Source organism: Arthrobacter sp. MYb227, assembly GCF_002975435.1.
GTDB lineage: Bacteria > Actinomycetota > Actinomycetes > Actinomycetales > Micrococcaceae > Paeniglutamicibacter.
Genome location: NZ_PCPT01000003.1, coordinates 115,927 through 128,674, shown reverse-complemented (window position 1 = coordinate 128,674; position 12,748 = coordinate 115,927). Strand labels below are relative to the sequence as shown.

Below are 12,748 nucleotides of genomic sequence, written 5' to 3'. Positions count from 1 at the left end.
TTTTTTAGGCGAGTTTTGTTTGGTTCGCGGCTTCGCGCTGTCGCTCATTGAGGTAATCAATGAGCACCACAGCATGGTTATGGACCGTGTCGCGGGCCGCATAGACAAGCACCACATCATTTTGCTGAGCGGCTATCTCCAACAAACGCGTGGCGCCCTCGGACGCCGAGCCAACCTCAAGTTCTTGAACGTAATGTTCGGTGAACTCCGCGAAACGTTCCGCCTTGTGACTGAACGCGACACGAAGTTGGGGCGAGGGAGCCACATCTTTGGCCCAATCGTCGATTGCTCCGCGTTCCTTACTCAACCCTCGTGGCCATAGCCTGTCTACTAAAATCCGATAACCACCATTGACGGGTTCATAGGCACGCAATAATCGAAATGTTCCCATACTTTTCACTTTAGGCCTGTTCAGATACGTCTTCTAGGGCATAAAGACCGCACTCACCGGTCCCGTCTGACCCACCTACCTACGGTGCACGGACCCATATGTGTCGGGCATCAACCGTGCCCAACTACTGGGAACGGTGCGGGCATGGAAGAATGGAACCCATGGCTGAAGACACCTTGGGCACAGACACGCCCACCACCGTTTCCGTTCCTGACAAGCCCGCTTTGGAGGGCTTGGAGGAACGCCTCGACGCCCGCTGGCGTGCCGAGGGAACCTATAAGTTCAACCCGCAGACCACGCGCGAGCAGGTCTACTCGATCGACACTCCCCCTCCGACGGCTTCGGGCTCGTTGCACGTGGGACACATGTTCTCCTACACGCAGACCGACGTTTTGGCTCGCTACCAGCGCATGAACGGTAAGAACGTGTTCTACCCCATGGGCTGGGACGACAATGGCCTGCCCACCGAACGTCGCGTGCAGAACTACTATGGCGTGCGTTGCGACCCGACCTACCACTATGTCGAGGGCTACCGTCCCCCGGCCACCCCGGCGAAGAACCAGCGCGACTGGGATGTTGTCTCCCGCAAGAACTTCATCGAACTCTGCGAGGAACTGGCAGTCGAGGACGAGAAGGTCTTCGAGCACCTCTTTAGCACCCTGGGCCTGTCTGTTGACTGGGATCTGACCTACCGCACCATCGATGATGTTTCCCGTTCGGTCTCGCAGCGCGCTTTCCTGGCAAACCTGAATGCCGGCGACGCCTACATGTCCGAGGCCCCCACCCTGTGGGACGTTACCTTCCGCACCGCGGTGGCCCAGGCCGAGCTCGAGGACCGCGAAATGCCCGGCGCCTACTACCGTTACCCGTTCACCGCTGAAGACGGCACGCAGATCTTCATCGAGACCACCCGCCCGGAACTGCTTGCAGCCTGCGCCGGCCTTGTGGCAAACCCGGATGACGAGCGTTACAAGCCGCTCTTCGGCAAGACAGTCACCTCCCCGCTCTTCGATGTGCCGGTGACGGTTTACCCGCACGCGTTGGCCAAGGCCGACAAGGGCTCGGGCATCGCCATGGTGTGTACCTTCGGTGATTTGACCGATGTGACCTGGTGGCGCGAACTGCAGCTGCCAACCCGCGCCATCATCGGCCGCGATGGCCGCGTTATTGCCGATACCCCGGAGTGGATCACCACCGATGCCGGGCGTGAGGCGTACGCCGCGATCGCCGGCAAGACGGTGTTCTCCGCCAAGGAGGGCGTCGTTGCCCTGCTGACCGAGGCAAACCTGCTCGATGGCGAGCCGAAGAAGATCACCCACCCGGTGAACTTCTTTGAAAAGGGCGACAAGCCACTGGAAATCGTCTCCTCACGCCAGTGGTACATCCGCAATGGTGGCCGCGACGAGGATCGCCGCGAGCGCCTCATCAACCGCGGTAAGCAGATCGAATTCCACCCTGCCTTCATGCGCTCACGCTACGAAAACTGGATCTCGGGCCTCAACGGCGACTGGTTGGTTTCCCGCCAGCGCTTCTTCGGCGTCCCGGTTCCCGTCTGGTACCCGCTGGATGCCTCCGGCGAACCCGACTACGAGAACCCAATCCTGCCTACCGACGAGATGCTCCCGGTTGACCCGGCAGCGGATATCGCCCCCGGGTACACCGAGGATCAGCGCAATGTTGCCGGCGGTTTCGTTGGCGATGCCGATGTGCTCGATACCTGGGCCACTTCCTCGCTGACCCCGCAGATCGTTGGACGTTGGAGCCGAGACGAGGACTTCTTCGCCAAGGTCTTCCCGTTTGATCTGCGCCCGCAGGGCCACGACATCATCCGCACCTGGCTCTTCTCCACCGCCGTGCGTGCCGATGCACTGCACGATGTTGCCCCGTGGAAGCACGCGGCAATCTCCGGCTGGATCCTTGACCCTGACCGCAAGAAGATGTCCAAGTCCAAGGGCAACGTGGTGGTCCCCACCGATGTGCTCAACGATTACGGCTCCGATGCCGTACGGTACTGGGCGGCAAGCGCCAAGCTGGGTGCCGACACCGCGTACGAGATCAACCAGATGAAGATCGGCCGTCGCCTGGCCATCAAGATCCTCAACGCCTCGAAGTTCGTGCTGAACCTCGGTGCAACCCAGGCCGATGTGCTCACCGGCGATGCCTCGGTCATCACCAATGGTTTGGATCAGTCACTGCTCGCTCGTCTGTCCCAGGTCATCGACGATGCGACTCGTGCCTTTGATGCCTACGACTACGCTCGTGCGCTTGATATCACCGAGTCATTCTTCTGGTCATTCACCGATGACTACGTGGAGCTCATCAAGGACCGGGCCTACGGCGCGCGCGGAGAATCCGAGCAGGCTTCGGTTCATGCAACGCTTGCCACAACACTTGATGCTGTGTTGCGTCTTTTCGCACCGTTCCTGCCGTTTGCCACCGAAGAGGTTTGGGGTTGGTGGCGTGCCGGTTCGGTGCACACCGCGCCGTGGCCGGGTTCGGCTCACCTTGCCGATGCCGCAGAAGGTGCAGATACCTCGGTGCTGCCGCTGGTCGGCGAGGCACTTTCGGGTATCCGCAAGGCCAAGTCCGAGGCCAAGGTCAAGCAGCGCACCGAGGTGCTCTCGGGTGTCATCACCGCCCCGGAAGCAACCCTTGAGTTGCTGCGCCGCGGTCTGGGTGACCTGTTAGCAGCCGGTAATGCCAAGGATCTGACGCTAGAAATTGGTGAGGGTGAACTAAGCGTGAGTGATGTTCTCTTGGCTCCGGCCGAGGACGCCGTTCAGGCCTAAGTAGCTGAACGCCTAGCGCTGAAGCGTTAAACAACGAGGTCGGTGATCTTTTCCCTTCATGGGGATGATCACCGACCTCATCATTTCATCCGGTAGGAGTCTTCCCTTAGGTCTCTTGCCTTGGGCAGGTCCCGTCGTCTACTGAAAATTTCAGCGGGCCTACTTGCGGGCAGAGGGGAAGCCCCTTCGGCGTACAAACACTTATGTCGCAGGGGCTTCGACTCGGCAGGTTCTCTCTCAGCGATGATTCGAGAACCGGACAAACTCCTCGGCTCGACAGGTCGTGTTGTATCGCTGTTACAACCGTGTGCGAAGAGAATCCTCGTGCACGTCACTGGGGCTTCGGTTTTTGTTCGGCAGCATTTCCGGTCAATGTTGCGTATCTATTGTTATACGCATCTTATGAAGCAACGGCAAGGGTCGGCAGCGAAGTTTGTGTTCGACACCGATCCCTGTCCATAAACATTAGAGGCTGTGCCTCTTGACAGGTATTTGAGCTATTTTTAGCTGCCATCTTTGCCTGTCTATCCCCCGACGCCACCAACATCAAGGTGACCATCAATTTCGAGCAGACTTGCCCCCGGGCAGAGGTACTAGTTGGGCTCGAAGCGTGGGCGTTCATTGCGGCTACGCTTGAGTTCGAAGAAATACGGGTAAGAGGCCAGTGCGAGAGCCGCATCGAAAAGTTTTCCTGCATCTTCACCCGTGGGCACCCGGGTAATGACCGGGCCAAAGAATGCACTACCTTCGATGGCCACAATGGGGGTACCAACATCCTGGCCCACCTGGGTCATTCCCGGTTCATGGCTGGCACGCAGCGCGGCATCGAATTCGGTGCTCGTGGCAGCTGCGGCTAGTTCGGCCGGCAGTCCAGCTCGTTCAAGGGCTTGGGAAATGACAAGCGAATAGTCTTTGATCTTCTCGTGGTGCAGGATCTCGCCCATCGCCGTGTATAGCTCGTCAATGACGCCAGCTCCGTGAGCTTGTGCCGCTGCAATAAGCACTCGCACCGGATGCCATGAGGTGGAATCGGGGCTACCGTGCTTTCCTCCTCGGCCCGTATTCAGCACCGCCAGCGACATGACATTCCAGACGATCTGCACCTCGCGAACCTTTGCCACCTCGATCATCCACCGAGAGGTGGCCCAGGCGAAGGGGCATAGCGGATCAAACCAAAAATCAACTTGCGTCGAATCCGGGACTTCCGTTGCTGACACCACTAGTACGATTCCTTGACGGATAGGCAGATTCTGGGTTCGTGAGGTTCACCGGGTTGCATGGCAATAAGTTACTACGCGCTCCGCTTCCCACGCTTGGTGGCAACCTGCTCGGAAATCATCGTGGGTTCTGCACCGTTGAGCACCACATCGGAGGTGATAACTACCTCCGCAATGTCATCACGGCTGGGCAGATCAAACATTGTGGCACTGAGAGTTTCTTCAAGAATTGCGCGCAATCCACGCGCACCTGTGGCGCGAGCCAACGCAAGGTCGGCAATTGCTTCCAAGGCGCCGGTCTCGAAGTTCAATTCGACACCATCCATGCGGAACATTTTCTGGTACTGCTTGACCAACGCATTTTTGGGTTCAGAGAGGATCTTAATCAACGCCTCACGATCAAGCTTTTCAACCGTGCTAATCACCGGCAGTCGACCAATAAACTCGGGAATCAGCCCAAATTTCAGCAGATCCTCGGGACGTACATCGGAGTACGATGCCTCCTCAGATTTGAGCGCCGAAAGCGGAGCACCAAAACCAATGCCCTTACGCCCTGCACGTGAAGAGATGATTTCCTCGAGCCCGGCAAAAGCACCGGCAACAATGAATAACACATTCGTGGTGTCCAGCTGGATGAATTCCTGGTGAGGGTGCTTCCGTCCGCCTTGTGGCGGAACCGCGGCAACGGTGCCCTCCAGAATTTTCAGGAGCGCCTGCTGCACGCCTTCGCCCGAGACGTCACGGGTGATAGAGGGATTTTCGCTCTTGCGGGAGATCTTGTCGATCTCGTCAATGTAAATGATGCCCTGTTCGGCCTTCTTCACATCGTAATCAGCTGCCTGAATGAGCTTGAGCAGGATGTTTTCGACATCTTCGCCGACGTAGCCGGCCTCGGTCAATGCCGTGGCATCGGCAACCGCGAAGGGAACATTGAGTCGGCGGGCTAGGGTTTGGGCCAGGTAGGTCTTACCGCAACCGGTGGGACCGATCAGCAGAATGTTGGATTTAGCAACCTCAACCTCATCCAGCGAGCTGGCATCGGAAAGTGCCGTGACGGGTTTGGAAGCCGCGCCACCCTGAATGCGCTTGTAATGGTTGTAGACGGCCACGGCGAGGGATCGTTTGGCGCCTTCTTGCCCGATGACGTATTCCTGCAGGGACTCGAAGATTTCCCGCGGCTTGGGCAACTCAAAGTCCGTGTTTTCTTCGACCTCGGCAAGCTCTTCTTCGATGATCTCGTTGCAGAGCTCAATGCACTCGGTGCAAATGTAAACACCGTGCCCCGCGATTAGCTTGCGAACCTGCTTCTGGCTCTTCCCGCAGAAGGAGCACTTGAGCAGATCCGAGCCTTCACCCATGCGTGCCATAGTGGTTGGTCCCCTTTTTCTGGTACCGGTCGGACCGGTCCGAGATGACCGGAAATGCTGAACTGTATTAACTCTAAGTCTAAGGTGCGTCAGAATGGGCGAACGGGCGGCCCGTGGTGCGAATCTCACACACCGCGAACCGCCCGTTAGCACTGCGCAGTAGTTGCAAAAATTACTGAGAAATAGCCTGTGGCTTGATCTTACGTGGGGTCAAGACCTCATCGATCAGGCCATAGGTCTTGGCCTCTGCTGCCGTCATGTACAGGTCACGTTCGATGTCGTTGCCGACTTCTTCCGGCGTCTTGTTGCTGTGCCCGGCAAGTGTGTCCTCCAGCCAAGCACGCATGCGCATGACTTCTTCTGCCTGAATCTGTAGATCCGAGGCAGTGCCGCGCTCTCCGCCACCCATTGCTGGCTGGTGAATCAGGATGCGTGCGTTGGGAAGTGCAAGGCGCTTACCCGGTGCACCGCCGGCAAGTAGGACCGCTGCAGCGGACGCCGCCTGGCCCAGGCATACTGTCTGTACTTCTGGGCGGACGAACTGCATGGTGTCGTAGATCGCGGTCATCGCGGTGAAGGAGCCACCGGGTGAGTTGATGTACAAGGTGATGTCGCGCTCCGGGTCCATGGACTCGAGAACCAGCAGCTGTGCCATGACATCGTCGGCCGAGGCATCGTCAACCTGGGCACCAAGGAAAATGATGCGGTCTTCGAAGAGCTTCGCGTACGGGTCCTGACGCTTGAAGCCGTACGGGGTACGCTCCTCAAACTGCGGAAGGATGTAGCGTGCCGAAGGCATTTCGCCGGTCGTGGCGTGCGGGGTGAAATTCATCGTTTCTCCTGGAAAATCAGTTAGGTCTGTAAGATTCCGTCGCGTTACTTGGTGACTCCGCCGCCACCGGAGACGATGCCGGCGGACTGAGCGATGTGGTCGAAGAAGCCGTATGCGAGGCCGTCGGTGGCCGTAAACCACTTATCGCGCTCGTTATCCTTCAAGATGGTCTCGACGCTCTGACCGGTCTGGGTAGCGGTCAGTTCGCTCATGACCTTCTTCATGTGAAGGATCAGTTCCGCTTGGATGCGGATATCGGAAGCGGTGCCGCCGATACCACCGGATGGCTGGTGCATCAGGATACGGGCGTTCGGGGTTGCATAACGCTTGCCCGGGGTGCCGGAGGAGAGCAGGAACTGCCCCATCGAGGCCGCAAGGCCCGTTGCCACCGTGACTACATCGTTGGGGATGTACTGCATGGTGTCATAGATGGCCATGCCGGCGGTGATCGATCCACCCGGGGAGTTAATGTATAGGTAGATGTCCTTCTCCGGGTCTTCCGCGGAGAGTAGGAGCAGCTGCGAGCAAATGGCGTTCGCATTGTCGTCTCGGACTTCCGAGCCGAGCCAGATGATCCGCTCCTTCAGGAGACGATTGTAAATGTAATCCTCACGTGCGGCCGGATCTACCGAAGCCATCGTGGGAGTGCGGGAGTCACTGGACATGTTCTGATACCTCTCCGTGATGCCGTGGCCCGATGTTTGCTCGGACCGCTGGCGCTTTACTTCTTTGAACATTACTGCCTTGACTTGCCGATGTGGGAGCCTAAAGGCAACTGTTCGCTGTCGGCGCATGGGTAGTAGCTTTGCCATCGCCGAGGGCTTAAAGACTGGCTATTTTTCTCTAATTGTTGCGCTGTTAAACAACTTGCGGGGCCACCAATCAAGGTGACCCCGCAAGTTGTTAATTCTTACCGCTGACGCGGAGGGTGCAGAAATTACTCTGCTGATGCCGATGAGGCGGAGGAAGCTGAAGATGCCGACGAAGCCGAGGATGCGGATTCTTCGTCTTCGGCCTTCACGAAGGAAGACAGATCAACGGCGTTGCCGTTGGAGTCGGTCACAACTGCGAGCTCAAGAACCTTGGCAAGTGCCTTGCGGCGGCGAACTTCGCCAACCAGCATTGGAACCTGGCCGGCGCCATCGAGCATCTGAGCGAACTGGTTCGGGTCCATACCGTACTGACCAGCGGTCTGTACGATATAGTCGATCAGCTCGGACTGGGCAACGCCAATCTTCTCTGCTTCGGCAACAGCGTCAAGCACGATCTCGTTCTTGAAGGCCTTTTCGGTGTTCTCGCGAACCTCCGTGCGGTGCTCTTCGGTGTCGTGCTCTTCACCCTCGTTGTGTGCACCCTGTTCGAAGTGCTGCTCAACCTGTTCGGTGATGACGGATTCCGGAACCGGAACCTCAACCAGTGCCATGAGCTTGTCAAGAACGATGTCGCGAGCTGCTACGCCCTGCTCCATGACCTTGGACTCGGCTGCATCCTTGGCGAGGGACTCGCGCAGTTCAGCCATGGTGTCGAATTCCGAAGCAAGCTGAGCAAAGTCGTCGTTAGCTTCCGGAAGCTCGCGCTCCTTGACAGCGGTAACGGTGACCTTGACCTGTGCGTCGGCACCTGCGTGCTCGCCGCCGGCCAACTTGGTCTCGAAGGTTGCATCCTCGCCTGCGGAAAGGCCGGTGACTGCCTCGTCCATGCCCTCGAGCATGGTGCCGGCGCCGACCTGGTAGGAAAGACCGGTTGCCGAGTCAACTTCTTCGCCGTCGACCGAAGCGGTCAAATCAAGGGTGATGAAGTCATCGTTGACTGCCGGGCGCTCGATGGTCTTGAGCGTACCGAAACGGCCGCGCAAATCCTCAAGTGCCTTTTCGATGTCTTCCTCGGAAGCTTCAACGGCGTCGACGGTAACTTCGAGGCCCTTGTATTCCGGAAGCTCGATGCTCGGGCGGATGTCGATCTCTACCTGGAAGGTGAGCTGGCCTTCGCCAACAACCTCAGCGGACGGAGTTTCGGTGATTTCTACCTCTGGGCGGGAGAGCGGAACGATTTCGTTCTCGGTCACTGCCTGCTGGTAGTAAGTGTTCATGCCTTCGTTGATGGCAGTCTCCAGGACATAGCCACGGCCGACGCGCTGATCGATCATGCGTGACGGAACCTTACCGGCGCGGAAGCCGGGAACCTGGATCTGCTTGGCGATGGTCTTGTAGGCCTCATCAATGCGTGGCTGTAGTTCCTCATAAGGAACTTCGACAGTGAGCTTGACCCGAGTAGGGTTGAGGGTTTCGACGGCGCTCTTCACAGCGTTGTACTCCTGGTGTGTGATGTTTGGTCTAACTGGACTTCAACCCCGTAACGGATTCCGTTACGGGGTTGAAGGTACAGAGTCGGGGTGACAGGATTCGAACCTGCGACCTCACGCTCCCAAAGCGCGCGCTCTAGCCAAGCTGAGCTACACCCCGATTAGTGCAGAAATAGTATATGTGGAACATACTTGTTTCTACTAATCGGCCCACCAACCAGAAGTTTTGCTTTCGTTGGCGGCGCGGAATAAACATATCGAACTTTGGCCCAGAAACAAATTCAGGGACAACTTTCGGTAAATTCCGCGGAATCTCGCGGTTTCCATCGCACAAAAGGGTCAAAAAGGGGTGTTTTGGGCTGTTTTTGGGTCAAAACACAACTAAAAAACCGTTTCTGACCTGCGTTTTGTGATGAGCGTTACTAGAAATTGGTGCAAATTCTTAGTTTTTGGTTGTTTTTTCTTTCGGGCGACCACGTGAAGTTCTCTTTTCGTGTTGCCACAACAGGGCTGTTGCACCACAAATGATCAATCCCTGCCCGATCGTGTAGCAAAACATGATGCCCAGATCACTTTGCCAGAAGTTGAAATTGGGAATGAAGAGGGTGAGCGACAAGATCGCATCGGAAATTACGAACAGAGCGGCTCCGAAGGCTACGGCCCTATTTCCGGCGGTACCCACCGCTGCAGTCAATAAAATCAAAACCGCGTAGATGATGACCGGAATCTGCATGGAACCGGCGTGCGGCAGAACCAGGAACAAGATCAGCCCCAGTAATGGCAGATAGGCAAGTGCCCAGACTCGGATACTGCGTGCCTGAAGTTTCAGTGCCCACACGAAGAATGCAAGGTAGGCAAGGTGAGCAACGGCGAAGGCACCGAGCCCCCGGATGAACTGTGCTCCCCCAAGATCTGAGTTACCTCCCAGCGCCGAGCCCAGCAAGGCTAGGGAGCCAAGTACTCTAGCGAGCCACGCACCCGGGGGGGTATAGCCAGCAGGAAGCCAAAGAGCAGCACAACCATCAAAAAGGATTGGGTGTTATCGGCAAGTTTTGAGATTCCTACAGCCAGTGCATAGAGATGTACGAACGTCAGGAAGGCGAAGGGGACAAATGCCCACCACTTGATCCGCGGATGGCCAGTGACCTGAACGGGAGATTCTATGGGCATGGATCAAAGACTAGGTCTTGTGTGATCACTTGGGAACAGGCAGTTGGACTCGAACACGGTTGGCTACATTCCGGCCTCATGCGATGACTGCCATATATAGCGGCCCGCATGGCCTGCGGATTTGATATCAAGTCCTGTTATTAGGCAATAACTGGGGAGGTTGACACTTTTCTGAGCACGGCTCGGGGTGATACCGCGAAAGCCGATCAGTTCTAAGCCGCACTTAGTCGGTACAAGGAATGCTACAGAAACAAGAAAAGCGACTCTTGTTTCCTGGGAAACTAGAGCCACTCTCTCAATATGGAGGGGATGACGGGAATCGAACCCGCGTAATCAGTTTGGAAGACTGAGGCTTTACCATTAAGCTACATCCCCGCGTTGTTTCACCTTGTCGGTGGCAACGGATAAAACAATAGCACCACATTTCCGCTCCATGCAAATCGAGCCCCAAACTTACCGCGATCCTTGTCAACACGGAAGTTTTTGCTGCTTTTGGCACGCCGAGTGCACGGTGTACCAAAAAGTTTTTTAGGTACCGTACGGACGCGGCCAACGCTTACCCTCAAGTGCTTCCACTTGCTCATTGAAATCCCGCAGCAGGGATTCGAACTGCTCCTGCTTAGGCTCAGGCCAGTTGCCCACAACGCTCTCCAGCCCCTGCTCGAAGATGCGTCGGGTCTCGGCCAGCGCGGCCAGACCCGCTACGGTCGGGCGTACGCGTCTTGCCACTTGACCCTGCCCCGGTGCCACGTGCTCTAGGTGCGCAGCCTTGAGTAGCGCGGAACTTTGTCGATGGATCGTCGAGGCGTCCAATCCCAACGCTTCGGAAACTTCTTTCAGGGTCAGGGGTTCCGCGAATTCGAGCCTCGAGAGCAAGACGTAGGCCGAGCGATCTAAGACCTGCTCTTTACTGTGATGCGGTTTGAGGTAGTTGCGGGAAAAGAGCATGAGCTCATATTGCAGGTGGGTCAGTGTCATGAGGTGATGCCTTTAGTGATGTGTGGATGGCGAAGGTGGGGCAGTGACTAAATGGTATCGCTGAGCATGACATCGATTCCTTGTGTATGATACATAAGCCTTCGCTTCGGATGCATCGGTGCGCCGATGCCGTACCCGCAGACATCGCTTGCGGCAATACAGGCTCCCATAGCATCGGCATAAACCCTCTCCATCAGACGTTCTAGGAGCACCACTATTACTCGGTTAAAAACAGTCTCCAGCACCGAAAACACGGCGAAGAACGGCAATGCGCGCGGCGGATCACTCATTATCTGGGTCTTAGCCTTCGTGGGCATTGTCGTCTCACTCATGCAGACAATTGTTGTCCCGCTGATTCCCAACCTGCCCGCCATGCTCAATACCAGTGCGGCCGACGCTTCTTGGGTCATCACAGTCACTTTGTTGGCCGGAGCGATTATCACCCCGATTGCCGGGCGGCTTGGCGACATGCTTGGCAAACGCTTGGTATTGCTCCTCTCCTTACTCATCCTCACGGGTGGATCGATCATCTGCGCGTTGAGCGATTCGTTGCTGCCGATGGTGGTGGGTCGCGGTCTGCAGGGGCTAGCCATGGGAGCGATCCCGCTGGGCATTGGGATCCTGCGCGATGAGCTGCCTCGCGAAAAGATGGGTTCGGCGGTTGCGACAATGAGCGCCACCATGGGTGTGGGAGGCGCGATCGGGCTGCCAGCATCGGCGGCGGTTGCTCAATTTGCCGACTGGCACACGCTCTTTTGGGGCGCCGCGGGTCTTGGAGCAATCTCTTTTGCCGCCGTGTTGTTCCTGCTCCCCCGTTCGACGTTGCGTACCCCGGCACGGTTTGATTTCTTGGGGGCCTTGGGGCTTGCCGCGGGCCTGGTGGCACTACTACTGCCGATATCCAAGGGATCCACATGGGGGTGGGGAAGCGTGTTAACCCTCTCTTGCTTCGCCGCGGCACTGGTGCTGCTGCTGCTCTGGGGTTTCCACGAACGGCGCACCGCTTCTCCCCTGGTGGACCTTCGCATTTCTGCCCGACCATCGGTACTATTTACAAACTTTGCCTCAATTGCCGTGGGCTTTTCGATGTATGCCATGAACCTTGCCTTCCCGCAATTGCTTATGGCACCGGCCAGCACCGGTTACGGAATGGGGCTAAGCATGCTGCAGGCAGGATTGGTGCTGACCCCCGGCGGGCTAATGATGATGGCTATTTCGCCGGTCTCGGCCCGGCTTTCGGCACGCAGCGGCCCCAAGATCACCTTGATCACCGGCACGGCGGTCATTGGCGCCGGCTATGTACTGGCCTTGGTTTTGAACTCGCAGATGTGGCATCTTGCGTTGGCTTCAATGGTGATCTGCGGCGGCATCGGACTAGCCTATGCCGCAATGCCGGCGCTGATCATGGGCGCCGTGGACCAACGCGAAACCGGTGCTGCCAATGGGCTGAATGCGCTCATGCGTTCGGTGGGCACCGCGGTATCCGCGGCAGTGACCGGCGTGGTGCTGGCGAGCATGAGCATCATGGTGGGCAAAGTTCCGGTGCCCACCATGGCCGGATTCCAGATGAGCTTCATACTGGCTATCGCTTCTGCGCTGGTGGCAATTATCCTGGCGCTGTTTATCCCGCGAGCCGGCAAACTCTCGAGAGTTTCGACAAGCCCCAAGCGTGCGAGTGTATCTGCCAAGATTTAGCTGGCTA

The 12,748-nt window shown here is 57.4% G+C and carries 12 protein-coding genes and 2 tRNA genes; 2 read left to right on the top strand and 12 right to left on the bottom strand.

From position 1 onward, the window contains the following. Positions 1-4: 4 nt before the first annotated feature. The gene (locus tag CQ018_RS08020) at positions 5-391 is read right to left on the bottom strand and encodes a DUF488 domain-containing protein (protein ID WP_105549476.1); all 387 of its coding nucleotides are present in this window, start codon (positions 389-391) and stop codon (positions 5-7) included. A 161-nt stretch (positions 392-552) separates the two neighbouring features. On the opposite strand from CQ018_RS08020, the gene valS reads away from it, so the two are divergent. Then, positions 553-3,180: a valine--tRNA ligase gene (gene valS / locus CQ018_RS08015; RefSeq protein ID WP_105549816.1), complete on the top strand. Its 2,628-nt coding sequence runs from the start codon at positions 553-555 to the stop codon at positions 3,178-3,180. Between the two features lie 593 nt (positions 3,181-3,773). Here the strand turns inward: valS and CQ018_RS08010 are convergent. From CQ018_RS08010 to CQ018_RS07960, 11 genes are all read right to left on the bottom strand, one after another. Then, the gene (locus CQ018_RS08010; protein ID WP_258142456.1) at positions 3,774-4,397 is read right to left on the bottom strand and encodes a DsbA family protein; all 624 of its coding nucleotides are present in this window, start codon (positions 4,395-4,397) and stop codon (positions 3,774-3,776) included. Positions 4,398-4,471: 74 nt separating this feature from the next. Continuing rightward, complete coding sequence (clpX, locus tag CQ018_RS08005; protein WP_105549474.1) at positions 4,472-5,764, bottom strand: ATP-dependent Clp protease ATP-binding subunit ClpX; 1,293 nt, start codon at positions 5,762-5,764, stop codon at positions 4,472-4,474. 172 nt (positions 5,765-5,936) lie between these two features. Further along, a complete protein-coding gene (locus CQ018_RS08000) occupies positions 5,937-6,596 on the bottom strand; it encodes an ATP-dependent Clp protease proteolytic subunit (protein ID WP_105549473.1) in 660 nt (219 codons plus the stop codon). 44 nt (positions 6,597-6,640) lie between these two features. Next, positions 6,641-7,234 carry an ATP-dependent Clp protease proteolytic subunit gene (locus CQ018_RS07995; RefSeq protein WP_105549815.1) on the bottom strand — a complete coding sequence of 198 codons (594 nt, stop codon included), beginning with the start codon at positions 7,232-7,234 and terminating at the stop codon, positions 6,641-6,643. Positions 7,235-7,533: 299 nt separating this feature from the next. Next, positions 7,534-8,898: a trigger factor gene (tig, locus tag CQ018_RS07990; RefSeq protein ID WP_105549472.1), complete on the bottom strand. Its 1,365-nt coding sequence runs from the start codon at positions 8,896-8,898 to the stop codon at positions 7,534-7,536. An 85-nt stretch (positions 8,899-8,983) separates the two neighbouring features. Continuing rightward, positions 8,984-9,058 (bottom strand) — tRNA-Pro (locus tag CQ018_RS07985). Positions 9,059-9,340: 282 nt separating this feature from the next. Continuing rightward, a complete protein-coding gene (locus CQ018_RS07980) occupies positions 9,341-9,841 on the bottom strand; it encodes a lysoplasmalogenase (protein WP_181149791.1) in 501 nt (166 codons plus the stop codon). 2 nt (positions 9,842-9,843) lie between these two features. Further along, complete coding sequence (locus CQ018_RS07975) at positions 9,844-10,068, bottom strand: hypothetical protein (RefSeq protein WP_105549470.1); 225 nt, start codon at positions 10,066-10,068, stop codon at positions 9,844-9,846. Positions 10,069-10,369: 301 nt separating this feature from the next. Beyond that, a tRNA-Gly gene (locus CQ018_RS07970) sits at positions 10,370-10,443 on the bottom strand. 153 nt (positions 10,444-10,596) lie between these two features. Further along, positions 10,597-11,046, bottom strand: a complete 450-nt coding sequence (locus CQ018_RS07965; RefSeq protein WP_105549469.1) for a MarR family winged helix-turn-helix transcriptional regulator — start codon at positions 11,044-11,046, stop codon at positions 10,597-10,599. 47 nt (positions 11,047-11,093) lie between these two features. After that, a complete protein-coding gene (locus CQ018_RS07960) occupies positions 11,094-11,378 on the bottom strand; it encodes a hypothetical protein (protein WP_146111846.1) in 285 nt (94 codons plus the stop codon). Between CQ018_RS07960 and CQ018_RS07955 the strand changes: the two genes are divergently transcribed. Then, positions 11,377-12,741 carry an MFS transporter gene (locus CQ018_RS07955; RefSeq protein ID WP_105549814.1) on the top strand — a complete coding sequence of 455 codons (1,365 nt, stop codon included), beginning with the start codon at positions 11,377-11,379 and terminating at the stop codon, positions 12,739-12,741. The two genes, CQ018_RS07960 and CQ018_RS07955, sit on opposite strands and share 2 nt — an antisense overlap. Positions 12,742-12,748 lie beyond the last annotated feature (7 nt).